Annotated in this window: 26 protein-coding genes; 10 read left to right on the forward strand and 16 right to left on the reverse strand. The window is 69.5% G+C overall.

Features of this window, described 5'->3' with window-relative positions; translation table 11 throughout:
* Position 1: 1 nt before the first annotated feature.
* From AC1Q87_RS14375 to AC1Q87_RS14400, 6 genes are all read right to left on the reverse strand, one after another.
* Complete coding sequence (locus AC1Q87_RS14375; RefSeq protein WP_492609609.1) at positions 2 to 235, reverse strand: type II toxin-antitoxin system ParD family antitoxin; 234 nt, start codon at positions 233 to 235, stop codon at positions 2 to 4.
* 74 nt (positions 236 to 309) lie between these two features.
* On the reverse strand, positions 310 to 2,133 hold the full coding sequence (locus AC1Q87_RS14380; protein ID WP_492609610.1) for a DUF885 domain-containing protein: 1,824 nt from the start codon (positions 2,131 to 2,133) through the stop codon (positions 310 to 312).
* A 96-nt stretch (positions 2,134 to 2,229) separates the two neighbouring features.
* The gene (locus AC1Q87_RS14385) at positions 2,230 to 3,363 is read right to left on the reverse strand and encodes an ABC transporter permease (protein WP_492609611.1); all 1,134 of its coding nucleotides are present in this window, start codon (positions 3,361 to 3,363) and stop codon (positions 2,230 to 2,232) included.
* Positions 3,360 to 4,277, reverse strand: a complete 918-nt coding sequence (locus tag AC1Q87_RS14390; RefSeq protein ID WP_492609612.1) for an ABC transporter ATP-binding protein — start codon at positions 4,275 to 4,277, stop codon at positions 3,360 to 3,362. The genes AC1Q87_RS14385 and AC1Q87_RS14390 overlap by 4 nt, the downstream gene beginning before the upstream one ends.
* Entirely contained in the window at positions 4,274 to 5,245 is a 972-nt protein-coding gene (locus AC1Q87_RS14395; protein WP_492609613.1) for an HlyD family secretion protein, read from the reverse strand. The genes AC1Q87_RS14390 and AC1Q87_RS14395 overlap by 4 nt, the downstream gene beginning before the upstream one ends.
* Positions 5,242 to 5,886 (reverse strand): TetR/AcrR family transcriptional regulator, encoded by a 645-nt coding sequence (locus AC1Q87_RS14400; RefSeq protein ID WP_492609614.1) that lies wholly within the window; start codon positions 5,884 to 5,886, stop codon positions 5,242 to 5,244. The genes AC1Q87_RS14395 and AC1Q87_RS14400 overlap by 4 nt, the downstream gene beginning before the upstream one ends.
* Positions 5,887 to 6,294: 408 nt before the next feature.
* Here AC1Q87_RS14400 and AC1Q87_RS14405 point away from each other — a divergent pair, with 408 nt between their 5' ends.
* The 3 genes from AC1Q87_RS14405 to AC1Q87_RS14415 all read left to right on the forward strand — a co-directional run bounded on the left by AC1Q87_RS14405 (position 6,295) and on the right by AC1Q87_RS14415 (position 8,543).
* Positions 6,295 to 6,864, forward strand: a complete 570-nt coding sequence (locus tag AC1Q87_RS14405; RefSeq protein ID WP_492609615.1) for an OmpA family protein — start codon at positions 6,295 to 6,297, stop codon at positions 6,862 to 6,864.
* Positions 6,865 to 7,222: 358 nt separating this feature from the next.
* Positions 7,223 to 7,519 (forward strand): 50S ribosomal protein L28, encoded by a 297-nt coding sequence (gene rpmB / locus AC1Q87_RS14410; RefSeq protein ID WP_436060257.1) that lies wholly within the window; start codon positions 7,223 to 7,225, stop codon positions 7,517 to 7,519.
* Between the two features lie 112 nt (positions 7,520 to 7,631).
* The gene (locus AC1Q87_RS14415; RefSeq protein WP_492609616.1) at positions 7,632 to 8,543 is read left to right on the forward strand and encodes an MBL fold metallo-hydrolase; all 912 of its coding nucleotides are present in this window, start codon (positions 7,632 to 7,634) and stop codon (positions 8,541 to 8,543) included.
* A 116-nt stretch (positions 8,544 to 8,659) separates the two neighbouring features.
* Here the strand turns inward: AC1Q87_RS14415 and AC1Q87_RS14420 are convergent, their stop codons facing one another.
* A complete protein-coding gene (locus AC1Q87_RS14420; RefSeq protein ID WP_492609617.1) occupies positions 8,660 to 9,619 on the reverse strand; it encodes an esterase-like activity of phytase family protein in 960 nt (319 codons plus the stop codon).
* A 145-nt stretch (positions 9,620 to 9,764) separates the two neighbouring features.
* Positions 9,765 to 11,717: a cobaltochelatase subunit CobT gene (cobT, locus tag AC1Q87_RS14425; RefSeq protein ID WP_492609618.1), complete on the reverse strand. Its 1,953-nt coding sequence runs from the start codon at positions 11,715 to 11,717 to the stop codon at positions 9,765 to 9,767.
* Positions 11,718 to 11,874: 157 nt separating this feature from the next.
* On the opposite strand from cobT, the gene AC1Q87_RS14430 reads away from it, so the two are divergent.
* Positions 11,875 to 12,297: a YciI family protein gene (locus tag AC1Q87_RS14430; protein WP_492609619.1), complete on the forward strand. Its 423-nt coding sequence runs from the start codon at positions 11,875 to 11,877 to the stop codon at positions 12,295 to 12,297.
* Here the strand turns inward: AC1Q87_RS14430 and AC1Q87_RS14435 are convergent.
* Positions 12,294 to 12,893, reverse strand: coding sequence for a TetR/AcrR family transcriptional regulator (locus AC1Q87_RS14435; RefSeq protein WP_492609620.1), 600 nt, complete (start codon positions 12,891 to 12,893; stop codon positions 12,294 to 12,296). The genes AC1Q87_RS14430 and AC1Q87_RS14435 overlap by 4 nt on opposite strands.
* A gap of 79 nt (positions 12,894 to 12,972) precedes the next feature.
* Here AC1Q87_RS14435 and AC1Q87_RS14440 point away from each other — a divergent pair, with 79 nt between their 5' ends.
* Positions 12,973 to 13,962 carry an NAD-dependent epimerase/dehydratase family protein gene (locus AC1Q87_RS14440; protein ID WP_492609621.1) on the forward strand — a complete coding sequence of 330 codons (990 nt, stop codon included), beginning with the start codon at positions 12,973 to 12,975 and terminating at the stop codon, positions 13,960 to 13,962.
* 58 nt (positions 13,963 to 14,020) lie between these two features.
* Complete coding sequence (locus AC1Q87_RS14445; RefSeq protein ID WP_492609622.1) at positions 14,021 to 14,200, forward strand: DUF1328 domain-containing protein; 180 nt, start codon at positions 14,021 to 14,023, stop codon at positions 14,198 to 14,200.
* Between the two features lie 47 nt (positions 14,201 to 14,247).
* Here the strand turns inward: AC1Q87_RS14445 and AC1Q87_RS14450 are convergent, their stop codons facing one another.
* From AC1Q87_RS14450 to cobS, 3 genes are all read right to left on the reverse strand, one after another.
* Positions 14,248 to 15,432, reverse strand: a complete 1,185-nt coding sequence (locus AC1Q87_RS14450; RefSeq protein ID WP_492609623.1) for a DUF3089 domain-containing protein — start codon at positions 15,430 to 15,432, stop codon at positions 14,248 to 14,250.
* A 91-nt stretch (positions 15,433 to 15,523) separates the two neighbouring features.
* The gene (locus AC1Q87_RS14455; protein WP_492609624.1) at positions 15,524 to 17,632 is read right to left on the reverse strand and encodes a hybrid sensor histidine kinase/response regulator; all 2,109 of its coding nucleotides are present in this window, start codon (positions 17,630 to 17,632) and stop codon (positions 15,524 to 15,526) included.
* Positions 17,633 to 17,749: 117 nt separating this feature from the next.
* Positions 17,750 to 18,754, reverse strand: coding sequence for a cobaltochelatase subunit CobS (gene cobS, locus AC1Q87_RS14460; RefSeq protein WP_492609625.1), 1,005 nt, complete (start codon positions 18,752 to 18,754; stop codon positions 17,750 to 17,752).
* A gap of 225 nt (positions 18,755 to 18,979) precedes the next feature.
* Here cobS and AC1Q87_RS14465 point away from each other — a divergent pair, with 225 nt between their 5' ends.
* Positions 18,980 to 19,843 (forward strand): TauD/TfdA dioxygenase family protein, encoded by an 864-nt coding sequence (locus AC1Q87_RS14465; protein WP_492609626.1) that lies wholly within the window; start codon positions 18,980 to 18,982, stop codon positions 19,841 to 19,843.
* Between the two features lie 132 nt (positions 19,844 to 19,975).
* Positions 19,976 to 20,341: a VOC family protein gene (locus tag AC1Q87_RS14470; RefSeq protein ID WP_492609627.1), complete on the forward strand. Its 366-nt coding sequence runs from the start codon at positions 19,976 to 19,978 to the stop codon at positions 20,339 to 20,341.
* On the opposite strand, the gene AC1Q87_RS14475 is transcribed toward AC1Q87_RS14470, so the two are convergent.
* From AC1Q87_RS14475 to AC1Q87_RS14490, 4 genes are all read right to left on the reverse strand, one after another.
* Positions 20,338 to 21,255, reverse strand: coding sequence for a TIR domain-containing protein (locus AC1Q87_RS14475; protein ID WP_492609628.1), 918 nt, complete (start codon positions 21,253 to 21,255; stop codon positions 20,338 to 20,340). The two genes, AC1Q87_RS14470 and AC1Q87_RS14475, sit on opposite strands and share 4 nt — an antisense overlap.
* 84 nt (positions 21,256 to 21,339) lie before the next feature.
* The gene (locus AC1Q87_RS14480) at positions 21,340 to 21,984 is read right to left on the reverse strand and encodes a hypothetical protein (RefSeq protein ID WP_492609629.1); all 645 of its coding nucleotides are present in this window, start codon (positions 21,982 to 21,984) and stop codon (positions 21,340 to 21,342) included.
* A 73-nt stretch (positions 21,985 to 22,057) separates the two neighbouring features.
* Entirely contained in the window at positions 22,058 to 22,729 is a 672-nt protein-coding gene (locus AC1Q87_RS14485; RefSeq protein ID WP_492609630.1) for a CDP-alcohol phosphatidyltransferase family protein, read from the reverse strand.
* Positions 22,726 to 23,121, reverse strand: coding sequence for a hypothetical protein (locus tag AC1Q87_RS14490; RefSeq protein ID WP_492610023.1), 396 nt, complete (start codon positions 23,119 to 23,121; stop codon positions 22,726 to 22,728). The genes AC1Q87_RS14485 and AC1Q87_RS14490 overlap by 4 nt, the downstream gene beginning before the upstream one ends.
* Before the next feature lie 95 nt (positions 23,122 to 23,216).
* Between AC1Q87_RS14490 and AC1Q87_RS14495 the strand changes: the two genes are divergently transcribed.
* Together AC1Q87_RS14495 and AC1Q87_RS14500 are read left to right on the forward strand one after the other, a co-directional pair.
* On the forward strand, positions 23,217 to 24,182 hold the full coding sequence (locus AC1Q87_RS14495; RefSeq protein ID WP_492609631.1) for a phosphatidate cytidylyltransferase: 966 nt from the start codon (positions 23,217 to 23,219) through the stop codon (positions 24,180 to 24,182).
* Positions 24,182 to 24,820 carry a lysophospholipid acyltransferase family protein gene (locus AC1Q87_RS14500; protein ID WP_492609632.1) on the forward strand — a complete coding sequence of 213 codons (639 nt, stop codon included), beginning with the start codon at positions 24,182 to 24,184 and terminating at the stop codon, positions 24,818 to 24,820. Before AC1Q87_RS14495 ends, AC1Q87_RS14500 begins: the two co-directional genes overlap by 1 nt.
* Positions 24,821 to 24,840 lie beyond the last annotated feature (20 nt).

Consider the following 24,840-nt stretch of genomic DNA (forward strand, 5'->3'; position numbering starts at 1 on the left):
TCTAGGCGCGCTTGGCGGCGATGAACGCGTCGAAATCGAAGGGCGTAGAAGGGCCGCTCTCTTCGCCCTCGATCAGGGCAAGGCGGAGGGCCTCAAGCTGGACCTCGCGTTCCTCCAGAAGGCGCAGGCTCGCACGCACGACCTCGCTGGCCGAGGCGTAGCGCCCTTTTGCGACTTCCATCTCGATGAACGTGGAGAAGTGTTCGCCGAGGCTGATGGAGGTGTTTTTGCCCATAGCGCGATGTTACCAAAAATTGGTACGTGTGGCTAGCCCGGCGGCGGCGTGAGCCGCCGCCGGAGCTTGGACTCCTACTTCGCCGCGGCGATGTAGTTGTCGATCACCTGGTCGAGGACCGTCAGCGGGGCGCCGCCCGAGAGCAGGCCCGCGTCGTGGAACTTGCGGATGTCGAACTTGCGGCCCAGCGCCTTCTTGGCTCGGGCGCGGGCGTCCATCCAGGTGATCTTGCCGACCATGTAGCTGCAGGCCTGGCCCGGCCAGACGCAGTAGCGCTCGACCTCGGTGATGGCGCTGGCCTCGGCATCGCCGATGTTGTCGACGAAGTACTTCACCGCCTGCTCGCGGCTCCAGCGCTTGTGGTGCATGCCCGAGTCGACCACCAGGCGGACGGCGCGGAACATGGCGTCGTGGATCATGCCGATGTGGCCGAGCACGTCGTTGTCGTACATGCCCATCTCGACCGCGAGCTGCTCGGCGTAGAGCGCCCATCCTTCGCTGTAGCCCGAGAAGCCAATCACCTTGCGGATCAGCGGCAGGTCGCCGGCTTCGTTGTTGAGCGCCAGCTGCAGATGGTGGCCCGGAAGACCCTCATGATAGGTCAGGGTCGGCAGGGTCCAGGCCGGCACCTCAGCGGTGTCGCGCAGGTTGATCCAGTAGATGCCCGGCCGCGTGCCATCGAGGCTGGGGGAGAAGTAGTAGCCGCCCGGAGCGCCGGCCTCGGTGGCCGGCGGCACGCGGCGGATTTCCAGCGGGGCCTTGGGCAGCTGGCCGAACCACTGCGGCAGCTTGCCTTCGATGACCTTCACCTGCTCGTTGAGCTTGGCCAGCAGCTCTTCCTTGCCGGCGTCGGTGTTCGGGTAGACCTGCTTGGGATCCTGGGCCATCGCGCGGTAGCGCTCGCCGACGCTGCCCTTGGTGTAGCCGGCCTTCTTCATCAGGGCGTCGGCCTCGGCGCCCAGGCTGGCGACCAGGTCGAGGCCGGTCTTGTGCACCTCGTCCGGCGTGATGTTCGAGGTCGTGTAGTTGCGCAGGCCAAGGCGATAGTACTCGTCGCCGTCCGGCAGGCGCCAGCAGCCGGCGTCGTGCACGGCCTTGGGGCGCAGGCCTTCCAGCAGGGCCAGCTGGCGGGCGAGGGCGGGGCGGACCTTGTCGGCGTAGAGGCCCTGGGCCTGACCGGCCCAGTCGCCCTCGATGTTCTTTTCCTTGGTGCGGCGCACGAGGCTGGCGACCAGCGGCGCCTTTTCAGGCTCGTAGGCGAGGAACGCCTTGAGCTGGGTGATCGCCTTGTCGAGCACGAAGTCCGGCGGGGTGACGCCCAGCGCCACGTCGTGGCGGACGACGTCGGCTTCCTGGTCGAGCAGGCGGCCGAACGCTTCCATCCGCGCGACATAGGCGTCGGCGTCGTCCTTGGCCTCGATCCGGTGCTGGGTGTCGAGGAAGTCCGGCATCTGCTGATAGGCGCCGGTCAGCTGCGAGATCACATAGGGCGAGTTCACGCCCTGGCCGCCGTACTGGAAGCGGCGATTGGCTTCGTCCTGAACCGCCAGCACGAACTCGACGGTGTCGTAGTTGACCGCGTCCATGCCCTTGAGCTGCTTGCGGTCGATGCTGCGCAGGTCCTTGAGGTCGCGGGCGGTGTTGGCCTTGTTCTCGGCGAGCGCGGTCAGCGAGTAGTCGGACAGTTCCGACTTGGTCCAAGCCAAGTCGCCCTTGTCGATGCCGAGCGCGGTCGGCAGCTCGGGCGAGCGGCGGAAGGTCTGGGCCATCGCCTTGTCGAAGTAGGCGTACATTTTGGCGGCTTCGCCGGTCGGCGCGGCGGCGAGGGCGAGCTTGGGCGCGGCGGCGGCGGCGCCGAACGCGGCGGCGCTCGCCAGAAGCTGGCGACGGTTATGCATGGGATCCCCCGAAACTGTAACTTTACAAAAGCAGTTACACCGCCGCAGGCCGGGGCTCTCGTTAAATCGTGCTAATCTGGCGCCACGTCCCTGGGGTCAATCCAAGGTGCGGCGGTAGCGGGCCATGGCCAGGGCGGTGACCACGCAGACGAAGGCGGTCAGGGCCAGCAGTTCGCGCCACATGTCCTCGATGCCCTGGCCTTTCAGCAGCGCGCCGCGCACGACCCGCAGGAAGTGGGTGACGGGCACCACCTCGCCGATCGCCTGGGCCCAGGCCGGCATGCCGCGGAACGGGAACATGAAGCCCGACAGCAGGATCGAGGGCATGATGTAGAACATGCTCATCTGCATCGCCTGCAGCTGGGTGCGCGCGACCGTCGACATCAGGAAGCCGAGCGCCAGCGAGCCGATGATGAACAGCGCCACCCCCAGCGAGAGGCCGACCCACCCGCCCATCATCGGCACGTCGAACAGGAAGCGGGCCAGCAGCAGAATGATCGCGGTCTGGATCAGGCCGACGACGACGTAGGGCGCCAGCTTCCCGACCATGACTTCGATCGGCTCGACGGGCGTGGCCAGCAGGCTTTCCATGGTGCCGCGCTCGGCCTCGCGGGTGACCGACAGCGCGGTCATCATCACCAGGGTCATGGACAGGATGACGCCCAGCAGGCCGGGGACGATGTTGTAGGAGGTGATCGCCTCGGGATTGTAGCGGCGGTGAACGATCACCTCGAACGGCCCGGCGACCGGCGCGCGTTGAGCCAGCGCGCCCTTCAGATCGTGAACCAGAGCCTGGGTCGGCAGGGCGGCGAGGGCGGCCACCGCCGGGCCGGTGGCGGACGGGTCGGCGGCGTCGACGTCGACGAGGATCTGGGCCTGGTCGCCGCGGGCGACGCGGCGCGTGAAGTCGCCGGGGATGGTGATTGCGAACTGCACCTCGCCGCGCCGGACCATCTCGTCCAGTTCGGCCGGCGTGCGGGCCTGGGCCACCAGGTCGAAGTACTCGCTGTTCTTCAGCGCGGCGGCGATGGAGCGGGCGAAGACGCTGTCTTCCTGCACCAAGAGGGCGGTCGGCAGGTGGCGCGGTTCGGAATTGATCGCGTAGCCGAACAGCAGCAGCTGGACGACCGGCATGGCCAGCATCATCGCGTAGGTGAGCTTGTCGCGAGTGAGCTGCTTGAACTCCTTGATCATCACCGCCAGCACGCGGCCCGCCGAGAACCCGTTCATCGGAAGTTGTCCTCCGACGTCTCCATCAGGCGGATGAAGACGTCCTCGAGGCTGGGCTCGACTTGTGTCCACTTGAACGGCGCACGGCGATAGGGGGCCAGGGCGGCCTCGAGCGCGGCGCGGTCGGTTCCCGAGACGTGCAGCGACTGGCCGAACGGCGCGGCCATCTCGACGCCGGGCAGGGCGCTGATCTCAACCGACAGACGGTCGATGCCCGGTCCTTCGCCGTTGAAGGTGATCAGGTGCGTGCTTTGGATCACCTCCTCGGCCGTGCCGCGGGCGATCAGCCGGCCGTAGCTGATGTAGGCGATCTCATGACAGCGCTCGGCCTCGTCCATGTAGTGGGTGGAGACCAGCACGGTCAGGCCCTCGGCCGAGAGGGCGTGGATCTCGTCCCAGAACGTGCGGCGCGCCTTGGGGTCGACGCCGGCGGTCGGCTCGTCGAGCAGCAGCAGCTTGGGTTCGTGCAGCGTGGCGGTGGCGAGCGCCAGCCGCTGCTTCCAGCCGCCCGACAGCGAGCCGGCCAGCTGGCCGCGGCGCTCGATCAGGCCGAGCCGCTCCAGCGCCTGGTCGACCCGCTGCTTGCGGTGGTCGAGGCTGTGGATGCGGGCGGAGAACTGCAGGTTCTCCTCGATGGTCAGGTCCTCATAGAGCGAGAACTTCTGGGTCATGTAGCCGGCGCGGCGCTTGATCAGGTTGGCCTGGGTGATGATGTCGAGGCCGAGCGCCGTGCCTTCGCCGCTGTCCGGCGTCAGCAGGCCGCAGAGCATCCGCAGGGTGGTGGTCTTGCCCGAGCCGTTGGGGCCGAGGAAGCCGCAGATCTTGCCTTCCTCGACCTGCAGCGAGACGTCCTGGACGACGTGCTTGTCGCCAAAGCTCTTGTTCAGCCCGCGGACGTCGATGGCCAGCGTCACTTGGCGCGCTCCAGCGGCTCGACGTCCACCGGCTGGCCGGGATTGAGCCGGGCCGAGGGAACCGCCTCGACCAGGAACACCATTCGGTCGCGGGCCTCGCGGCTGTAGATCACCGGCGGGGTGAATTCCGGCCGCGGGCTGATGTAACTGACCTTGGCGCTGAGCCCGCTCGGGCAGCCGTCGCAGGCGAACTTGACCACCGAGCCGACCGTGTAGATCGAGATGTCGGCCTGGGGCACGAAGAAGCGGACCTTGATGCGATCGTCCGGCAGCAGAGCCAGGATCGGCTGGTTGGCGGCGGCCCACTCGCCGGTCTGGAAGAAGACGTCCTCGACCCGGGCCGGGCCGGGGGCGATGGGCGCGATGTCGGTCAGCCGGGCCTGGGCGGCGACGAGGGCGGCGTCGGCCTGGGCCACGCGGCTGTCGGCGGCGCGGATCTGATCCTCGCGCGCGCCGAGCGCGGCGGCCTGGCGCTGTTTGCGGGCGGCGGCGACCTGGGCGGCGGCGGCGTCGCGGGCCGCCTGGGCGTCGTCGAGTTGAGCCTTGGCGTAGAAGCCCTTCTCGGCCAGCGGGCGGACCCGGCGCAGGGTGGCCTCGGCGTCGCGCAAGGTCGCCTCGGCGGCGGCGACATTGGCGTCGAACACCGCCAGTTCCACCGGCCGCTGACCCTTGCGGGCGTCGGCGGCCTGGGCCTGGGCGGCGGAGACCTCGGCGCTGGCCTGGTCGCGGGCGCCCTGCAGCTGTGAAGGGTCGACCACGAACAGCTTCTGGCCGCCCGCGACCTGATCGCCGCGTTGGACCAGCATCTGCTCGACGCGGCCGGCGACCGGCGAGGCCAGATAGAGCGCTTCGCCCTCGACATAGCCCGAGAGCACCGGCGAGCGGTGCAGCCGCGGGAAGACCCAAAGCACGGCGACCAGCACGGCGGCGACGACGAGCAGGCCGATGACCAGAAGGCGTTGCCTCATGCGGCGGCTCCTGTGTCGGGACGCGTGCCGCGGAGCCACAGCTCCACGTGCTGCTGCGCCAGGGTCGGAATGTCGAGCGGCTCGGCGCCGACGGGGACGAAGGTCTCGCGCCAGATGACGCCGAGCAGCATCGGCGAGACCAGCGAGATCGCGGCGAGGCGCGGGTCGCCGGCGCGCAGCTCGCCGCGGGCCTGGGCGGCGGCGATGGCCGCGGTCATCGTCCCAAGGGCCGGCTCGACCAGGCGTTCGCGCCAGGTGCGGGCGAGTTCCGGGAAGTTCCGCGACTCGCCGATCACCATCTTGATGATCCCGCCGACCGGGGTGTCCGTCGCGATGTTCGAAACGATCCCGGCGAAGGCCCGCAGCAGGTCGGGGAACGCCGCATGGTGTTCGGCCAGCGCGGTCTGGATGCGGCCGAGATTAGGGGCGACGCCGTGCTCGATCACGGCCCGGAAGATGTCCTCCTTGGTCGCGAAGTAGAGGTAGAGCGCGCCCTTGGAGACGCCGGCGCGGGCGGCGATGTCGTCGAGGCGCGCGGCGGCGAAGCCCTTTTCGGCAAAGATCGCCATCGCCGCGGCGATGATCTCGTCCGGGCGGTCGGCCTTGCGGCGCTTGAATTTCGGCTGTCCGGAGGGGAGCATCGGCGTTGCCACTAATAACTGACTGGTCAGTTATTAACGTCTCGCAGCGGGTTCCGCAATCCCATGGCGCTCCGGGCCGTTCTCACTGCCTAAGGTTCCGATGCGGAGCGGGTTCCCGAGCGGCCGACGAATTTTTCGCGGGACCGTGCGAGGCGCGCCAATCCAAAGGCAGGCTTGGGGTTTTGCGCTCCTACGGCCCGGCTAAGGGAAGACCCTGAGAGCCCGCCACCCTGGCCATCTGGCCAGGGTGCGACGGAACGTCGCCGCAACCTGTTGGCAACCATGCGCTGGCGAGGCCGTTACCGACGCCGAAGTCTGCCCGTTCAATGCGGGGAAACCCTTGGCTCATCAGGGGCGTTCGAAAGCATCCAGACTTAGGACAGAGGCGACGGGAGAGGTCGTAAGAAGATGATCGGTACAAAAACTCGCGCGGTGGTGTTGAGCGCGCTCGCTATCGGGACGCTCGGCCTCGGCGGCTGCGCCACCAAGAAGTTCGTCAACGAGCAAGTGGCCGTCGTGGACGGCAAGGTCGCCCAGCACGAGACCCGTCTGGGCGAACTGGACCGCACCTCGCGCGAAGCCCTGGACCGCGCGACCGCGGCCGGCAAGCTGGCCGAGGGTAAGTTCATGTACTCGGTGGTGATGTCGGACGACGCGCTGAAGTTCCCGCTCGGCAAGTCGACGCTGTCGCCGGAAGCCGAGTCGCGGCTGTCGGCCTTCGCCGAGCAGCTGAAGGGCGAGAACAAGAACGTCTACGTCGAGGTTCAAGGCCACACCGACGCCACCGGCTCGCCGGAAGGCAACATGCGCCTGGCCCAGGACCGCGCCGAGACGGTTCGCCGCTACCTGAACAAGCAGGGCGTGGCTCTGAACCGCATCGCCACCATCGCCTATGGCGAGGACGAGCCGGTCGCGCCGAACGACACCCGCGAAGGCCGCATGGCCAACCGCCGCGTCGTGCTGGTGGTCCTGTCCTAACAGGCAGGCTGCACCGCAGAATCGAAAGCCCCGCGCGTCCGCGTGCGGGGCTTTTGTCATTCTCGGCGAACGGCGTTCTGAGGTTAACGGCGGGTGGGAACACCGGCGAAACGAAGGGTGACCGAATCAGCGACTCGGGCCGATTCAGTTTTTGTTCCCTACAAGCTATTGTATCTCAAGGTCATTGGACCACAACGCGGCTCGCCGTCGGTCAGCACCGGGAGTCGCTTTTCTGACGGTTTGGGGCAGGCAAATGTCGGCTCCGCCTTGACGCCGACGGGACCCTTCGACTATATCGCCCGCTCCTTGGCGCGGGTTCGCCCGCCGCCCATCCCTTTCTCGCGTAGGTCATAAAGCCATGTCGCGTCGTTGCGAACTCACCGGTGTCGGTCCCATGGTCGGCCACAACGTCAGCCACTCGAACATCAAGACGAAGCGCCGCTTCCTGCCGGCCCTGTCGCCCGCCACGCTCCAGTCGGACGCGCTGGGCCAGTCGTTCCGTCTGCGCGTGACCAACGCCGCGCTGCGCACCCTGGACTTCAAGGGCGGCCTGGACGTGTTCCTCGCCGGCGCTCGTGACGAGCAGCTGTCGCCGCGCGCTCTGAAGATCAAGCGCCAGCTGAAGGCCAAGCTGGCCAGCCAAGCCGCCGCCTAAGTTTACGAGCTCTCTCCAGAGTTCAAAGGGCCGCCCTCCGGGGCGGCCTTTTTCGTTTCGGCCCTTGTCCGATCGGCCCATATTCGGCCGGGTCCGACTTGGAGCCCCCGCCATGACCCTTCGCAACGCCGCCCTGGCCCTGACCGCGCTGGCCGCGCTGGCGGCCTGCTCGCCGAAGTCCGAGCGCGCCGCGCCGCCCGAGCCCGCCGCCGTCGCGCAGGCCCCCTACAGCTTCAAGATCGGCGAGCTGCAGGCCAACGCCCTGCTGGACGGAACGATCAAGGTCGCCAACGACGGTAAGACCTTCGGGCTCGGCCACCCGCCCGCCGAGGTCGCCGCCGTACTCAAGGGCGCGGGCCACGACTCGCTCGATCTCAGCATCCAGCCCCTGTTGGTCCGTGGGCAGGGCCGCGTCATGCTGTTCGACGCCGGAGCGGCGAGGGTCGGGTTCGCGCAAGGCGGCCGGCTGCTCGCCTCGATGCGGGCGGCCGGCGTCGAACCCGCCCAGGTCACGGACATCTTCATCTCGCACAGCCACGCCGACCATGTCGGCGGCCTGACCGATGCGGGCGGCGCCCTGACCTTCCCCAATGCGACGATCCACGTCTCCGCGCCCGAATGGGCGGCGATGCAGGCCGATGCGGGCCAGGCGGCGCTGGTGAAGGCGATCTCGCCGAAGGTCGCGCCGTTCGCGCCGGGGGCGGAGATCCTGCCGGGCCTGGTGACGGCGGTCGAGGTCAGGGGGCATACGCCGGGCCACAGCGCCTACGAGATCGCCTCGGACGACAAGCGGCTGCTCTATATCGGCGATGCGGTGCATCACTTCGTGATCTCGGTCGCCAAGCCCGACTGGGCGATCGAGTACGACGGCGGCTCGGCGAGCGCCCCGGTCAGCCGCCGGGCGCTGCTCAAGATGGCCGCCGACCAGGACCTGCAGCTGTATGCGGTGCACTTCCCGTATCCGGGCCTGGGCCGGGTGAAGGCGCACGGCGAGGGGTTCGCCTGGGTTCCGGCAGAGGGCTAGGGCGAACCGGCCGATAGGACGGGTTTGCGGGCCAACAATCTGCCCGTAGGGCGTTTTGGCCTGCCGATAGGCGCGCCAGCGGCAGGTTTCGGCCGCGGGCTTCCAGCAAGCCGCCGCTAGGGCTTCCAGTCGAAGGCGAGCAGCAGGGTGCGCTGGCTGCTTTGGAAGTTGTCGTCCGACAGCATATAGAACCGCACCGAGCCGTCCTTGGCCGGGACCGCGGCGATGGCCTCGAAATTGTCGATGGTCAGCGGCCGCGCCATGTCCATGCGGGCGATCTCGCCCGCGCCGTCGTGGATGGTCAGGGCGATGCGGTTGCCGCGCACCGGGTCCCAGGCGCGCTGCAGCCAGGCGGTGCGGCCCTGGGGCAGGCGGGTGACGGCGACGAGGCCGAACTCGGCCGGCTTGGCGATGACCGGGCCGGGCGTGCAGCCGCCCGAGAGCTTGCAGGTCCAAGTCTGGCCGCTTTCCTCGCCGCCGGCGACATAGGCGTCGGGGCCGTTCGCGGGATCGGGGCCGAGCGCTTCCATGCCGCCGTTGGGCGGGAAGGTCGCTTCGGGGGCGGGGGCCTCGCGCGGCGGCGAGCCGTCGGCCGGGTAGAGCCAGATGCGGTGGCGCTGCTCGAAGCTGATCAGCATGTCGCCGTTGGCCAGCAGGGCCATGCCTTCGGAATCGGACTCCAGCTTGCCCTGCAGGGGCTTGCCGTCGAGACCGGCGAGGGCGCTGACCTTGCCGTCGGTCAACCCGACCAGGCGGCCGGCCTTGTCGAGCACGAGTCGCGCCTTGAGGAGGTCGCCTTCGTCGCTGACCGCGGTCAGGTCGACGCCATTGCGGACGGCCATGTCAGAGAGGCCGTGGAAGCGGGCGGTGTCGGACGAGGACAGCACCAGGCCGCCGGCGTAGTGGAAGTCGTCGATGCGGTCCTGAGCCGGGTCGGCCGGGTTCAGCGGGACCGGGGCGGCGATGATGGCGATGGCCGGACCGGCCGGCAGCGGCGCGATCGGCAGCGCCGGGGCCTTCTGGGCGCAGGCGGCCAGGGTCAGGGCGGCGAGGGCCGCCAGCTTCAATGCTCTCATGGTCGCAGTCCCCCTGGCTCGCAGCGGCGGCAGGCTAGCGCCCGGCGGGGGCCCGCCGCAACCTCTCCTGCAGGCCGCGTCGGGCAGCATTCACGCGTTCCGAGTTCCTCTCCCCCAAGGGGGCGAGGGAGAAGGGGGGCGGCGTCTAGGCCACGGCTCTGCGGACTTCCTTGAAGGTCGAGCGGCGGGCGGGGCCGCCTTGGGGGCCCTGGGTGCTGGGCGGCGGGGCCAGAAGGCCGGCGGTCTTGCGGGTGACCTTGCGGATCTCCTCGTCGAACAGCTCGGCCAGCTGGTCGACGATGACGCCGGCCAGTTGCTCGACGTCGACGATGGTGACGGCCCGGCGATAGTAGCGGGTGACGTCGTGGCCGATGCCGATGGCGATCAGCTGCACTGGGCTCTTGGTCTCGATCTCGGTGATCACGTCGCGCAGGTGACGCTCGAGGTAGTGGCCCGAGTTCACCGACAGGGTCGAGTCGTCGACGGGGGCCCCGTCGGAAATGACCATCAGGATGCGGCGCGCCTCGGGGCGGCCGATCAGCCGCTGGTGCGCCCACATCAGGGCCTCGCCGTCGATGTTCTCCTTGAGCAGGCCCTCGCGCATCATCAGGCCGAGGTTGCGGCGGGCGCGGCGCCACGGGGCGTCGGCGGCCTTGTAGATGATGTGGCGCAGGTCGTTCAGGCGGCCGGGCTGGGCCGGCTTGCCGGCCTTCAGCCAGTCCTCGCGAGAGGAGCCGCCCTTCCAGGCCCGGGTGGTGAAGCCGAGGATCTCGGTCTTGACGCCGCAGCGTTCGAGCGTGCGGGCCAGGATGTCGGCGCAGACGGCGGCGACCATGATCGGGCGGCCGCGCATCGAGCCGGAGTTGTCGATCAGGATGGTGACCACCGTGTCGCGGAACTCGGTGTCTTCCTCTTCCTTGAAGGCCAGCGAGGCGGTCGGGTCGGTGATCACCCGGGTCAGGCGCGCGGTGTCGAGGATGCCTTCCTCGAGGTCGAAGCTCCACGAGCGGTTCTGCTGGGCCATCAGCTTGCGCTGCAGCTTGTTGGCCAGGCGCGAGACGACGCTGGAGAGGCTGGCCAGCTGCTGGTCGAGATAGGCGCGCAGCCGGGTCAGCTCCTCGGCGTCGCAGAGCTCCTCGGCGGCGACGATCTCGTCGTGGGCGGTGGTGAACACCTTGTAGGTGGCGACCTTGGCGTCGCCCTTGAGGTCGGGGCGGGCCGGCTGCTCGCCTTCGCCCATCTCCGGCGGCTCGTCGGTGTCCTCGGCGTTGGGATCGTCCTCCGCCTGCATCATCTGGCTGTCGGCGTCCTCGCTCTCGCGATGGGTCGCCTCGTTCTCGTCCATCGAGGTCTGCTGGGGCGACGCGCCTTCGCCTTCGCCCTCGTCGCCGTCGTCCTGCGATTCCGCCTCGCCGTCCTCGCTGTCGCCTTCCTCGTCGTCGGCCTGATCGGGCGCGTCGGTCAGATCATCGCCCATGGAGAGGTCGCGCAGGATGGTCCGGGCGATCTTGGCGAACGCCTTCTGGTCGCCGGCCGCTTCCGCCAGGCGGTCGAGGTCGGCGCCGGCCTTGGATTCCACCTCGGCGCGGAACAGGTCGACCAAGGGCTTGGCCATCGAGGGCGGCGGTTCGCCGGTCATCCGCTCGCGGGCCAGCAGCGCGACGACATCGGCCATCGGCGGGTTGGCCAGCGCCTCGAGCTGGTTGAGCGGCTTCTTGGCCCAGGCGTGCTCGTGGACCGCGCGCAGGTTCGCCTTCACGCCGCCGAGGGCGTTGGCGCCGATCGCCTCGATGCGGGCCTGCTCCAGCGCGTCGTAGATCGGGGCGCCGAGCGCCGAGGCTGGCCGGCCCTTGGCGTGGGCGGCGGTGTCGTGGTGGGCCAGGCGCAGGGCCATCTGGTCGGCCAGGCCGCGGATGCGGGCGGCGTCGGCCGGGGTCAGGTCGCGGGGCGGATGTGGCAGCACGGCGCGGTTGCCGGCCAGCTGCGGGCCCTCGCCCGAATAGACGATTTCCAGGTCCGGCTTCTCAGCCAGGGAGCGCGCGGCGTGGGCCAGGGCGCGCTTGAAGGGCTCGACAGGGCTTTCCGGGTTCTTGGCCATGGCAGTCATTTAGAACGACGGTCCGCGTCGCCCAAGGGGGAATGCGCTCTGACGTGGGGGCAAGATGCGCTTGCAAGAAAATCGACGGGGTTGTCGGATCGCCGTCGGCGCCGTCGTCCTTGGTGCAACGGGCCGATGGGGCCGAGGAGGAAAGACGATGCGCGTGATGGTTCTGGTGAAGGCGACGGCCGACAGCGAAGCTGGGCTGATGCCGTCGAGCGAGCTGCTGGAGGAGATGGGCCGCTACAACGAGCTGCTGGTCGAGGCCGGGATCATGAAGGGCGGCGACGGGCTGCAGCCCTCGGCCAAGGGCAAGCGGGTGGCGTTCGACGGCGACAAGCGCGCGGTGATCGACGGGCCGTTCACCGAGACCAAGGAGATCGTCGCCGGCTACTGGCTGTGGGAGGTCAAGGACATGGACGAGGCGGTGGCGTGGGTGAAGCGCTGCCCCAACCCGATGCCGGGCCCGAGCGAGATTGAGATCCGCCCGTTCTACGAGATGGAGGACTTCGGCGAGGCGCTGACCCCGGCCGCGGCCGAGATCCACGACCGGGTCCGCGACAAGCTGGAGTCGAACTAGGCGGACCCGTCCCGCGAGGCGTCGAACAGCACGCGGATCATCGGGGTCAGGACGGCTTCCAGGTCGGCCGGCTGCGCGCCGGCCAGGGTCTTGATCTCCATCATCTGGCGCATGACCTGCAGGCCGGCGACCAGCGACAGGGCGATCGCGGCCCGCTCACGCGAGAGCGGGCCGCCGATCATGCGCTCCAGCGTCTCCTGGTGGCCGCGGCTGATCCAGTCGCGGCCGATCTGCGCCGCGCGCGGGCTGGAGGCCGAGTGCAGCAGCACCAGGAAGCCGTCGAGCGGCGTCTCGCCGGGGGCGGTGACCTGAACCAGGGCCTTGGCGAAGGCGGCCGGGAAGTCCTTCGCCGCCAGGTTGGCCGCCGACAGGATCACCGGGTCTCGCATGGTGTCGGTGCAGACCTCGGCGAACAGCTTTTCCTTCGAACCGAAGTAGCGGTTGACCAGCATGGCGGTGACCCCGGCGCCGGCGGCGATCTCGCGCACGCCGGCCCCGTCGTAGCCGGACTTGGCGAACGCACGGCGGGCGGAGGCCAGGATCGCGGCGCGAGTGGCGGCGGCGTTGCGGCGGCGGGGCGGGGTCGGTTGGGTCATGAATCTACGTCTGTAGACATACTCGCGTTCGATAAGTATACAAGTGAAGACTTATCGGATCGAGCGGCAGGAGCGAGCGATGGCGCAGCGGGTGTTGGTGACCGGCGGGACGGGGTTCGTCGGCGGTTGGACGATCGTGGAGCTGCTGCGGCGCGGCTATCAGGTCCGCACGACCGTGCGCAGCGCGGCGCGCGAGGCGGACGTGCGGGCGGCGGTGGCGACGCAGGTCCCGCCGGACGGGCTGGAGTTCGCGGTCGCCGACCTGAAGTCGGACGCCGGCTGGGACGACGCGGTCGCAGGCTGCGAGGCTGTGCTGCACATAGCCTCGCCGCTGGGCGGCGACGATGGCGAAGGCCTGATCGCGGCGGCTCGGGAGGGAACGCTGCGGGTGCTGGGCGCGGCGGCGCGGGCCGGCGTGACGCGGGTGGTGATGACCTCCTCGACGGCGGCCTGCACGCCGGCGGGGCCGTTGGAGCGGGCGATCGACGAAAGCGACTGGACCGATCCCGAGCAAAAGGACCTGGCGGCCTACCGCAAGTCCAAGCTGCTGGCCGAGAGGGCGGCGTGGGCGTTCATCGCCACGGCGCCGCAGACGCAGCTGACCACCCTCCTGCCCGGCGCGATCTTCGGGCCGGTGCTGACCCGCGAGCATCTGGGCTCGGTGGGGATCATCCAGCGGCTGCTGGACGGGCAGCCGCCGGCGCTGCCGCGGCTGGGGTTCAACATCACCGACGTGCGCGATCTGGCCGATCTGCACATCAAGGCGATGGAGGCGCCGGCGGCGGCTGGCCAGCGCTACATCGCGCTGGGCGAGTCGCTGTGGTTCGCCGAGTTGTCGCAGACCCTGCGCGAGCGGCTGGGCGCGGCCGGCGCCAAGGCCCCGAGCGCGAACATGCCCGACCTGGTGGCCAAGGGGCTGGCCGTGGCCTCGCCGGAGATGAAGGCGCTGCTGCCGCTGCTGGGCCGGACCCAGAAGTTCAGTACGCAGAAGGCGCGCGCGGAGTTGGGCTTCGCGCCGCGGCCGGCGCGCGACACGGTCGCCGACTGCGGGGCGAGCCTGGTCGACTGAAGCGACCGGAACGGGCGCCGGGCACGGGCGTTGCCTCCACAGTCAAGGAGGCGTTCCGATGCTTAAATGGGCTCTTATTTTCGCGGTGGTGGCGTTGATCGCCGGCGCCCTGGGATTTGGCGGGATCGCCGGCGCAGCGGCCGGCATCGCCAAGATCCTGTTCTTCGTGTTCCTGGTCGGCTTCGTGCTGTTCCTGGTGCTCGGCTTCATGGCCGGCAAGAAGATCACTGGCGGCTAGCCGCCAGAAGGCCTCCTCTCCCCCGCGGGGGGAGAGGAGGACGCCGCCTACTTCTTGGCCAGGTAGGCCTGGGACTGGCTGCCGACGAGGTCGACGAGGTCGCCCATGGCGAGGTTGACGTCGATCAGATGCAGGCCCCAATCCTTGAGGATGATCGGGCCGGCCTTCACGTCGCCGGCGATCTCGTCCGTACGCGGATCGTTCGGATCGGCGTTGATCCCCACCGACAGATAATCGAAGCCGTCCTTGGAGACGCACTCGCCGGTCAGCAGGCCGGGGACCGAGACGAACGGCGTCGTCACCTTGGCGCCGTCCTTGGTCCAGGCCGGCGGCGGCGCGGCTTCGGCGGCGATCATCGCCCCCGAGGACAGGTAGGCGTGCAGCGGCGCCTTGCCGCCGCCCAGCGCGGCCGGGTTGACGCAAGCCGCCTGCATGGCCGGGTTCGGCTCGCGCGGGACGCCGAAGCGGCTGCCCTTGGGCGGCGGCGAGGTCTCGCGGAAGCTGACATATGCCACCGCGCAGCCGGTCTGGGTCGGGCTCTTGCACAGCGGGATCGACTTGAAGGTCCCGACATCCTGGCCCTTGAGCACTGGCAGGTTGGTTCCGAGCAGCAGGGCCGAGACAAGCTGCTTCTGGGCCGGCTTGCCGTCGATCTCCTTGGCGATCAGCTCGGTCAGCAGGCCTGCGCCCTGGGAGTGGCCGATCAGCACGACGCCGCGGCCGTTGTTCTCGTGCTTCAGGTAGTAGTTCCAGGCGTCGGCGACGTCGTCGTAGTTGGTGGTCGGGATCGGTCCGGCCGGCGGCTTGGCGCCCGGGGCCATGCGCGCGCGCAGGGTGGTCAGGGTCACCTGCCGGTACATCGGCGCGTAGATCCTGCACTTGGAGCCGAAGCGGGCGAGCTGCTGCTCGACGACGCGGCGCTCCTCGGCGTTCGGCGTCATGTCCGAGAACAGGCCCGGATCGTTGGAGACGGTCGGATAGACGTAGAAGCAGTCGACCGGCGCGGCGAGGTCGGGCTTCCAGGTCTCCTTGGTCATCGAGCCATCCGCCTTGATCACCGTCGTGGTGTTGTCGATGGCGCAGGCGTCGGCGCGGCCCGGCCAGCACAGCCAGGCGTCGGTCTTCGAGTAGTCGTTATGGCCCGCAGCGGCCGGCGCCTGGGCGGCGGCCGGGACGGCGAAAGCGCTGAAAAGCAGGCCGGCGGCCGCGGCCGCAAGCGTGATCCTGGACATGTTTCCCCACCTGAAAATCTGGTCTTCGTAATGCGCCGGAGAATGCGCAGAACGCCGGTCGGGGTCCAGGCTTCTTAGCTGACCTCGGCTGTCAGGCGACCCGCTGTTCGGCGCAGAGGCGGGTGTCGAGGGCGCGGTCGATGGCGTCGAGCAGGTGGATGATCTCGATCGGCTTGGGCACGAAGCCGTTCATGCCGGCGGCCAGGTACTCGGCGACCTGGTGGTGCATGACGTTGGCCGATAGCGCCAGGATCGGGATCGGCGGCAGGTCGCGCTCGCCCTCGAGCCGGCGGATGGCGACGGTGGCCTCGACCCCGTTCATCACCGGCATCTGGCCGTCCATCAGGATCAGCTGGAAGTCGCCCTCGAAGAACGCGTCGACCGCCTGGGCGCCGTCGCCGACGATGGTCAGCTCGATCGGGAACGGCTCCAGCATGGCGCGCAGGATCAGCTGGTTGGTCAGGTTGTCCTCGGCCGCCAGGACGCGCAGGCGCGCGTCGGGTCGGGGGAGCCTGGCCTGGGCCGACGGCAGCGGCGCGGCGGGCGTCAGGGCCGGGGCGCGCCATTCCAGCGGCACGTGCAGGGTGAAGACCGAGCCCTCGCCGGGGACGCTTTCGACGGTGAGTTCGCCGCCCATCATCGCGGCCAGCTCGTGGCTGATCGCCAGGCCAAGGCCCGTGCCGCCGTAGCGGCGGGTGGTGGAGGCGTCGACCTGGATGAACTTGTCGAACAGGTCGTGCATGCGGTCGGCGGGGATGCCGATGCCGGTGTCGGCGACCGAGATGCGGACGGCCTCGGCCTGACGTTCCACGCGAACGGCGACCTCGCCGACGTCGGTGAACTTGACGGCGTTGGAGACGAGGTTGGCGATCACCTGCCGCAGCCGCACGCCGTCGCCGCACCAGACGCCGTCCGCGGCGGGGTCGAGGTCGAAGCGCAGGTCGACGCCCTTCTCGGCGGCCAGGGCCGCGAACGGCGCGCAGGCGACGTGCACGGCCTGGCCGAGGTCGAACTCGTGGGCGTCGATCTGCAGGCGGCCGGCCTCGATCTTCGACATGTCGAGGATGTCGTTGAGCAGCACCAGCAGGGTCTGGCCGCTCTCGCGCACCACGTCGAGCTGGCGGCGCTGGCCCTCCGTCAGGTCCTCGCGCGCCAGGATCTGGGTCATGCCGAGGATGCCGTTCAGCGGGGTGCGGATCTCGTGGCTCATATTGGCCACGAACTGCGACTTGGCGATGCTGGCGGCGGCGGCCTCGTCGCGGGCGCGGACCAGATCGTCCATGGTCTGGCGCAGCACCAGATCGTTGCGGTCGATCTCGCCGAACACCCGGTGGACGCGGGCGGCGAGCAGCAGGGCCGAGATCAGCAGCGCGACCATGCCGAGGGCGAACAGCGGCGCGACCTGGCGCAGCACGGCGTTGCCGGGGTGGCTGCTCGTCCAGGCGAGGGCGGCGATCGGCGTTTCGTCGGGCGCGCGCAGCTGCACGCTGGCCGGGACGGCGCGGTTCCAGGGCACAAGGCGCACGTCGGCGACCCGCATGGCTTGGGCCACGTCCTGCAGCAGGGCGGAGTCGACGCGGCGGGCCGAGATCAGCAGCCGGTCGGGCGCGCCGCGCGAATTGATGGCCGGGGTCTCGGGCACGATGTTGGTCACCGCGGCCATGTAGAGCTCGCCGCCGACGCTGATGATCCCGGTGCGGGTGATCGAGCCGCCGATGCCGCGGTTGCGGGCCGCGCCGCGCAGGGCCTCCAGCTCGCGGACCTTGGCGACCAGCGGGGCGGTCTCGCGCAGGAAGGCGGCGGCCTGGCGTTCGCCGGCGCGGGCCCCGTCGCGCCAGGCGTAGACCGGCTGGTCGGCCTCATCGAGCACGAACGAGGCGGCGTGGCGCATGTAGGTTTCGAAGTAGCTGCCGACGTAGAGGTCGGCCCATTCGGCGTCGAAGCCGTTGCGGCCGAGCTTCTGGTAGGCGTCGTCCCAGATCGAGGCCGAGATCAGCTGGCCGACCAGCTCGTGCTCGCGCTCGCGCAGGTAGTTCGAAACCAGCGCCCGTTCCTCGTCCACGTGGGCGCGGTCGACGACCTTGGCGGTGTAGAAGATTAGGCCCAGGCAGCCGGCGGCGACGATCAGCAGCACCGCCGAGGAAAACGCGACAATCCGGCTGATGGCGCGCCGGTTACGGGCGAGACTCGATCTGATCACACGACACACGCGACACCTGGTTCACCCAAGGTGTCGCCTACGCCGCGCTAGCAAATGGTGAATCGCGCCAGCTGGGCGGGAAATCTGCGACATCCCGCCTCAGCCATTGACGTTAGGTCAGGCCACGCGGACGCGGGCGGTGCTTTCCGGCAGGTCCTGGCCGAAGGCGCGCTGGAAGAACTCGGCCACGGTGCCGCGTTCGAGCTCGTCGCACTTGTTCAGGAAGGTCATGCGGAAGGCGAGCGCGATGTCGCCGCCGAAGATCTCGGCGTTCTGGGCCCAGGTGATCACGGTCCGCGGGCTCATGACGGTCGAGATGTCGCCGTTCATGAAGGCGTTGCGGGTCATGTCGGCGACGCGGACCATCGCGGCGATGGTGCGCTTGCCTTCCGGGGTGTCGTAGTGCGGCGACTTGGCCAGCACGATGTCGGCTTCGACGTCGTGGGCCAGGTAGTTCAGCGTGGTGACGATCGACCAGCGGTCCATCTGACCTTGGTTGATCTGCTGGGTGCCGTGATAGAGGCCGGTGGTGTCGCCCAGACCGATGGTGTTGGTCGTCGAGAACAGCCGGAAGAACGGGTTCGGGCGGATGACGCGGTTCTGGTCGAGCAGGGTCAGCTTGCCCTGCGCCTCCAGGATGCGCTGGATCACGAACATCACGTCCGGGCGGCCGGCGTCGTATTCGTCGAACACCAGCGCCACCGGGCGCTGGATCGCCCAGGGCAGGATGCCCTCGCGGAACTCGGTGACCTGCTTGCCGTCCTTCAGGACGATGGCGTCCTTGCCGACCAGGTCGATACGCGAGACGTGGCTGTCGAGGTTGACGCGGATCAGCGGCCAGTTGAGGCGCGCGGCGACCTGCTCGATGTGGGTCGACTTGCCGGTGCCGTGATAGCCCTGGACCATCACGCGGCGGTCGAAGGCGAACCCGGCGCAGATGGCCTTGGTCGTCTCGGCGTCGAACTTGTAGGCCGGGTCGATGTCCGGGACGTGAGCGTCACGTTCGGAGAACGCCGGAACGGTCATGTCGACGTCGACGCCGAAGGTCTCGCGAACCGAGACCTTCTTGTCCGGCACCAGGGCGATGAGCTTGTCTTCTTGCGTATTGGCGAAAGAGGTCATGGCGCGGTTCGATTACAAGGTTACGGGGCCGATGCAAACGGCTGTTTGCGCATGACGTCGCGTCGGCCTGGGAAGGGCAACGTCTTTAGCCGGATTCCACCTGTGAGGGCAGCCCGATCGCCCGATCGCGGGCAGACCGGTGCAGCCTGGCGCGCAATGTCAAAACTTCGGCGCATGAGGTCAACTGTTCGGGCGTAGGCTGCGCTCAAACAGGAGGAAACGACCATGGGCCAGATGCTCGCCGACGCGCTCACCGTCACCCCGCAGCCGAGCGGGTTCGGCGCGTTGATCACAGGCCTGGACCTGTCGGCGCCGCTCGCGCCCGAGACGCTGAGGCAGGTCAAGGACGCCTGGGCCCGGCACGCGGTGGTGGCGTTTCCCGACCAGCCGCTGAGCCTGGAGGCGCTGGAGGCCTTCACCCTGCAGATCGGGCCGTTCGGGGTCGATCCGTTCATCAAGCCGATGGCCGGCCATCCCAACGTGCTGGAGCTGCGCCGCGAGCCGGACGAGAAGGCCAAGAACTTCGGGGCCGGCTGGCACTCGGACTGGAGCTTTCAGAAGGAGCCGCCGGCCGCGACGCTGTTGCGCTCGGAGGTCACTCCGCCGGTCGGCGGCGACACCCTGTTCGCCGACTGCGCGCGGGCCTACGATGCGCTGTCGGACGGGATGAAGGCGCTGCTGGCGCCGCTGAAGGCGGTGCATTCGGCGACCCGCGCCTATGGGACGCAAGGCGTCTTCGCCAAGGAGACCGAGGCGCGGACGATGGAGATCATCGTCTCGGCCGAGGCCGACAAGACCCTGGTTCATCCGTTGGTCCGCACTCATCCGGTCACCGGCCGCAAGGCGCTGTTCGTCAGCCCGACCTACACGGTCGGCATCGAGGGCCTGACCTTCCAGGAGAGCCACGCGATCCTCGGCTATCTCTATCAGCACATGACCCAGGAGCAGTTCATCTACCGCCACAAGTGGAAGCAGGGGATGCTGCTGATGTGGGACAACCGCTGCACCGTGCACTTCGCCGAGGGCGGCTATGACGGCCACCTGCGGGTCATGCACCGCACGACGGTGGCCGGGGACGTGCCGGTTTAGGGGCTCTCAGCCGCTCATCCCGGCGAAGGCCGGGACCCAAGCGGAATTTCAGACACGCAGCCGGCGATTAATCGAAACGCCGCTTGGGTCCCGGCCTTCGCCGGGATGAGCGGCTGAGGGGGAGGCGCGATCATGAAACTCGGTCCGGCGCTGGTGATGACGCCTGACCTGGAGGCGGCGCTGGTCTTCTATCGCGACGTGCTGGGGCTGACGCTGGCCGAGCGGTTCGAGGGGCAGCTGGTGTTCGACCTGGGCGGGCGGGGGCTGCACGTCTTCGCCAGCGCGCGGCCGGCGCCGGAGACCGAGCATGGGGCCGACGGCGCCAGCGTGATCAGTTTCGAGGTCGAGGCGATCGCGCCGGCGATGGCGGCGCTGGCCGCCAAGGGCGTCGAGTTCCTGCACGCGCAGCCGGCCTGGAACGCCCAGGCGGGGCTGGCCTATGCGGCGTTCCGCGCGCCGGGCGGGATCGTGCACGAGCTGGTCGAGCGGCGGGGCTAGGCGCTGCGGATCGCCTTCCAGTGCTGGAGCCGTTCGGCGATCAGCGCCAGGCGGGCGGCGTCGTCGCGGCCGTCCATGATCGCGACCTCGGCCGGGTCGGCGCGCAGGTAGACGCCGGAGGTGCGGGCCCGGCTCTCGGGCTCGGCTTCGAACAGGGTGACGAAGTAGCCGGAGGCGCGGTCGGGGCTTTCCAGCAGGATCTCGGCGGTGCCGTGCAGCTGCGGCGCATCGGGATGCAGCGGCCGCTCGCCCTTCCAGTAGTAGAACAGGCCGGCCGGATCGCGTCGTTCGCGGACCGCCTCGCTCCAGTAGCGCGAGGAGAGGGCCCCGTCTTCCTGCCAGGCGCGGCCGGTCAGCTCCAGCTCCCCGCCTCGGCCGCGGGCGATGCGCAGCAGGCTCAGCGCAGAGGGCTCGCGCTCGCTGCGGGCGGTGAGCGAGAACTGCCACCAGGCGCCTTCGATGCGCGAGAGGCTGCGCTCGGCCTCGATGGCGCCGCGCAGCTTCTGCAGCATGGCCTTGGTCTCGGCGCCGGTGAGGGCGTCGTCGTAGCGCACGCAGGTCAGGCCAAGCAGATCGGTCGGCAGTTTCGCGCCGCGGGCGTGCAGGATGAAGGTGCGACGCATGCCCAGCACGCCGCCGAACAGGCCGGCCTCGAAGACCACGTTGTCGCGCGGCGAAGCCTGGGCGGCGTCATGGTCGGGCGCGGCGGCGGTCCAGTCGTCCTGGGCGAAGACGAAGGCGGCGAAGTCGACTTGGCCGGTCAGCTCCAGCAGGCGGCCGAGCGTGGTGGTGCCGGGATTGAAGGTCGTGGTCCAGGGCTCGACGTCGGCGACGTCCTCCAGCCCGCGGGTCAGGGCGGCGAGCAGCTTGGCCTGCTTGCCCGACGAGCCGAGGAAGATGCGCGGCTTGGTCATGTGGTCCTCCGGCCTGTCGGGACCAGAGTGCGGGCGAGGCGGGCGGCGGCGCCATCGGGGTTTCCCCGGAGATCGAGGGCGGACTCAGCGAGGGCGGCGAGACCATACGGCAAGCGGGCCGGCGGGAGCGAACCCGCGCTGCTGGGCCGAGGCCAGATTGCCGCCTTCATAGCAAACGACAGCGCGTCGAGGCAGCAGCGAGCCGACGGCGGCCAGGGCCTGACCACGTGATCCGAAAACGTTGGTCAGACCGATCACCTCCGCGGCCTCGTAGGCGACGGCTCCCGCTACGATTTTGTCCTGCGAATCGAAGCCGCCGAGGACGTGGACTTGGGCGTCGCGCAGCAGGTCGTCCGGAAACGTCCTGGCCTGCGCGACATGGCCTTCCCCGCGCCAAGCACTTTCCCAGTGTTTCAGATCGGGGAGCTCGACACGCCGCCAGCGCACGCCATCGCGCGGAGCAGAAGGGCCGTTGGGCTCGCGCCAGAGCCAAGCGGCGGTGAAAAGCTGTTCCATGCCGGCGTCGGCCAGGGGCAGGGAAGCGAAGCTGTCTTTGACGCTGAACTCGAAGGCCGACTGTCGGGCGAGGTCTTGGATGAACCTCGTCTGGGCCTGGAGATCGGCGTCAGGATCGACCGTCACGACGTTCGGATAGAACTGCGGGGTCTCTTCGATGCAGAACCACAGGCCGTGGGCGCGCTCGACAGGGAGGCCATGCGCCTTCCACACGGCGGCGCACCATTCAGCGTTGTTGCGCGCGGCGATCGCGTCTCGTCTCTCGAACAATTTGAGCTCGCGGTAACTAGGCGTCCCGCGCCGCCAGCCGCGCGGCGAGGGTGCGGGTGCGGCGCACGACGGTCCAGGCGGCGCCGGCGACGATGACCAGCAGGCCGAGGACGACGGCGTGGCCGTCCCAGCCCCAGAACGGCTCGAAGGCGGCGATGGCGCAGGTGGCGGTGAGGGCGGCCATGCGGTGCGGCTTGGCCATGGGGCCGGAGAAGTCGGCGGGAAGGCCGAGGCCGCGGCCGAGCTCGCGGACATAGGCGGTGAGCACGGCGAGGACCGCGGCGGCCCAGCCGAGCGGGGCGCCGAGGGTGAAGCCGGAGAGATCGGCGAAATAGCCGGCGCCGACCAGGAACAGGGCGTCGGCGATGCGGTCGGGCAGCTCGTTCCAGATCGGACCGGAGGGGCCGCCCTTGCCGTGCTCGACCGCCACCATGCCGTCGAGCAGGTTGCAGAGCAGGCGCAGCTGGATGCAGACCCCGGCCCCGATCAGCAGCGCGCCGCGATGGAACCGGGTCTGGTCGCCAGCCGCATAGAGGAAGGCCAGCAGGCCGAGCAGGGCGAAGATGATGCTGCCGGCCGAGATCATGTCCGGGCTGGCGCCGGCCTTGGCCAGGCCCGAGGCCAGGCCCTGGGCCCAGCCGGTCCCGCGCGACTTCAGGGGGCGGCGATTCTCGGGCGTTTCGGTCATCTGGGAGCCTTGGCTTGGCCGCGCGCCAAGGTCGCGGCGTAGACGATGGCGTAGAGGGTGGAGACCGACCACGGCACGGCGATGGTGCGGACGATCTCGGGCGTGCCGATCAGGGTGTGGACGCCGACCAGCAGGGCGAGGGTCGCCGTTGCGGTGACGGCGGGCGGGACGACATAGGCGAGCGCCCCGGCGAAGCGCGGGCTCATCGCCTCCAGCGCCCGCTTGAGCACCAGGGTGATCAGGCCCGAGAGCACGCCTTGCGAGACCGCCGGGAGCGCGGCGGCGGCCAGGCCGTGGCCGGCGTTGGCGTAGAGCGCCCAGCCGCCCATCGCCAGGAAGGCGAAGCCGACGTGGGCGAAGGTCGTGCCGGCGAAGGTGCGGAGCGCGCTCAAAGGTGACAGGACGTGGCTTTGCTGCTGGGGGGATGGAATCTGCGCCGCCATCGGCTGTACGGTCAAGGCTGCGAACCAGCAGGAGCAGCTGACGGATGGATGCGGTCTCGGCCTTCTTTGCACAGCAGTCGCCGGTGGTCCTGTGGGGCCTCTCCGGGGTGCTGGCGGTGCTGACCCTGGCGGTCGGGATCACGGCGCTGCTGCCGGTGATCAAGCCGGCGGGGGACTTCACCAACCTGCGCCAGCGGATCGCCTCGTGGTGGGTGATGATCGCGCTGCTGGCCGGGGCGCTGCTGCTGGGCTGGCAGGCGTTCACGGCGCTGATGATCGTGATCTCGTTTATCGCCCTGCGGGAGTTCCTGTCGCTGGCCCCGGTGCGGCGCGAGGACCGGCTGATCGTGCTGGCGGCGTTCGTGGCGATGGGGATCAACTACCTCTTCATCGTCATCGACGACTACGGCCTCTATCGGGTGTTCATCCCGACCTATGTGTTCCTGATCATCCCGTTCCTGATGGCCTGCATCGGCCAGACGCGGGCCTTCCTGGCGACCACGGCGACGTTCCACTGGGCCATCGTCACCTGCGTCTACAACCTCGGCTACATCGCCTTCCTGATGCGCACCCCGGCCGCCGAAGCGCAGCCGGCCGGGGCGGCGGGGCTGGTGTTCTTCCTGCTGGTGGTCACCGAGGCCAACGACGTGGCGCAGTACGTCTGGGGCAAACTGTTCGGCAAGCGCAAGATCGTGCCCAAGGTCAGCCCCAACAAGACCTGGGAGGGCTTCATCGGCGGATGGGCGACCACCAGCGCGCTGATCTGGTTCCTAGGTCCGGTGTTCACGCCGCTGAGCGGGATCGGGCTGGCCTGCCTGGCGATCTTCCTGCCGCTGGCGGGCTTCGCCGGCGACGTGACGATGAGCGCCATCAAGCGCGACATCGGGGTCAAGGACACCAGCGCCCTGATCCCCGGCCACGGCGGGCTGCTGGACCGGGCCGACAGCCTGACCTTCACCGCGCCGCTCTACTTCCACATCCTCGCTTACTTCGCCCTGGGGCACTTCTGATGCGCTGGTTCCGCCGCCTCGTCCTGGTGCTGATCGGTCGGCCGATCGCGCGGGTGTTCACCGGCGCCGACATCGTCGGGCGCGAGAAGCTGCCCTTGAAGGGGCCGGCGATCCTGGCCGCCAACCACGCCAGCCACGTCGACACCATCCTGATGCTGACGCTCTATCCGTCCAAGGGCCTGGACCGGGTGCGGCCGGCGGCGGCGGCCGACTACTTCCTGCGCGGCGGACTGATCAGCTGGCTGTCGAACACCATCATCGGCATCGTCCCGGTGGCCCGCGACAAGGCCGGCACCGGGGTAGACGTGCTGGCGCCGGTGCGCGCGGCGCTGGAGGCCGGCGACATCGTGCTGATCTTCCCGGAGGGTACGCGCGGCGACGGCGAGGAGATGGCGCAGCTGAAGAGCGGCGTGGCGCGGCTGGCCGAGGACGTGCCGCAGGCGCCGGTCTATCCGATCTGGCTGCAGGGCGCGGGCCGGGTGCTGCCCAAGGGCGAGGCGCTGCCGGTGCCGATGAACTGCACGGTGCTGGTCGGCGACCCGCTGCACTGGCGGGGCGACCGCAAGGCGTTCCTGGAGGAGCTGCGCGTGCGGCTGGAGGACCTGAAGGCCAAGGCGCCGCCGCAGCGGTGGGCTTGATTTCGCCTTCTCCCGCAAGG

The organism is Phenylobacterium sp. GW823-FHT02A09, assembly GCF_058797775.1.

Excerpts from the sequence above, each read along its gene's own strand:
- AC1Q87_RS14375 (WP_492609609.1), bottom strand. The coding sequence starts at position 235 with ATGGGCAAAAACACCTCCATCAGCCTCGGCGAACACTTCTCCACGTTC.
- AC1Q87_RS14380 (WP_492609610.1), bottom strand. The coding sequence starts at position 2,133 with ATGCATAACCGTCGCCAGCTTCTGGCGAGCGCCGCCGCGTTCGGCGCC.
- AC1Q87_RS14385 (WP_492609611.1), bottom strand. The coding sequence starts at position 3,363 with ATGAACGGGTTCTCGGCGGGCCGCGTGCTGGCGGTGATGATCAAGGAG.
- AC1Q87_RS14395 (WP_492609613.1), bottom strand. The coding sequence starts at position 5,245 with ATGAGGCAACGCCTTCTGGTCATCGGCCTGCTCGTCGTCGCCGCCGTG.
- AC1Q87_RS14400 (WP_492609614.1), bottom strand. The coding sequence starts at position 5,886 with ATGCTCCCCTCCGGACAGCCGAAATTCAAGCGCCGCAAGGCCGACCGC.
- AC1Q87_RS14405 (WP_492609615.1), top strand. The coding sequence starts at position 6,295 with ATGATCGGTACAAAAACTCGCGCGGTGGTGTTGAGCGCGCTCGCTATC.
- rpmB (WP_436060257.1), top strand. The coding sequence starts at position 7,223 with ATGTCGCGTCGTTGCGAACTCACCGGTGTCGGTCCCATGGTCGGCCAC.
- AC1Q87_RS14415 (WP_492609616.1), top strand. The coding sequence starts at position 7,632 with ATGACCCTTCGCAACGCCGCCCTGGCCCTGACCGCGCTGGCCGCGCTG.
- AC1Q87_RS14420 (WP_492609617.1), bottom strand. The coding sequence starts at position 9,619 with ATGAGAGCATTGAAGCTGGCGGCCCTCGCCGCCCTGACCCTGGCCGCC.
- cobT (WP_492609618.1), bottom strand. The coding sequence starts at position 11,717 with ATGGCCAAGAACCCGGAAAGCCCTGTCGAGCCCTTCAAGCGCGCCCTG.
- AC1Q87_RS14430 (WP_492609619.1), top strand. The coding sequence starts at position 11,875 with ATGCGCGTGATGGTTCTGGTGAAGGCGACGGCCGACAGCGAAGCTGGG.
- AC1Q87_RS14435 (WP_492609620.1), bottom strand. The coding sequence starts at position 12,893 with ATGACCCAACCGACCCCGCCCCGCCGCCGCAACGCCGCCGCCACTCGC.
- AC1Q87_RS14440 (WP_492609621.1), top strand. The coding sequence starts at position 12,973 with ATGGCGCAGCGGGTGTTGGTGACCGGCGGGACGGGGTTCGTCGGCGGT.
- AC1Q87_RS14445 (WP_492609622.1), top strand. The coding sequence starts at position 14,021 with ATGCTTAAATGGGCTCTTATTTTCGCGGTGGTGGCGTTGATCGCCGGC.
- AC1Q87_RS14450 (WP_492609623.1), bottom strand. The coding sequence starts at position 15,432 with ATGTCCAGGATCACGCTTGCGGCCGCGGCCGCCGGCCTGCTTTTCAGC.
- cobS (WP_492609625.1), bottom strand. The coding sequence starts at position 18,754 with ATGACCTCTTTCGCCAATACGCAAGAAGACAAGCTCATCGCCCTGGTG.
- AC1Q87_RS14465 (WP_492609626.1), top strand. The coding sequence starts at position 18,980 with ATGGGCCAGATGCTCGCCGACGCGCTCACCGTCACCCCGCAGCCGAGC.
- AC1Q87_RS14470 (WP_492609627.1), top strand. The coding sequence starts at position 19,976 with ATGAAACTCGGTCCGGCGCTGGTGATGACGCCTGACCTGGAGGCGGCG.
- AC1Q87_RS14475 (WP_492609628.1), bottom strand. The coding sequence starts at position 21,255 with ATGACCAAGCCGCGCATCTTCCTCGGCTCGTCGGGCAAGCAGGCCAAG.
- AC1Q87_RS14485 (WP_492609630.1), bottom strand. The coding sequence starts at position 22,729 with ATGACCGAAACGCCCGAGAATCGCCGCCCCCTGAAGTCGCGCGGGACC.
- AC1Q87_RS14495 (WP_492609631.1), top strand. The coding sequence starts at position 23,217 with ATGGATGCGGTCTCGGCCTTCTTTGCACAGCAGTCGCCGGTGGTCCTG.
- AC1Q87_RS14500 (WP_492609632.1), top strand. The coding sequence starts at position 24,182 with ATGCGCTGGTTCCGCCGCCTCGTCCTGGTGCTGATCGGTCGGCCGATC.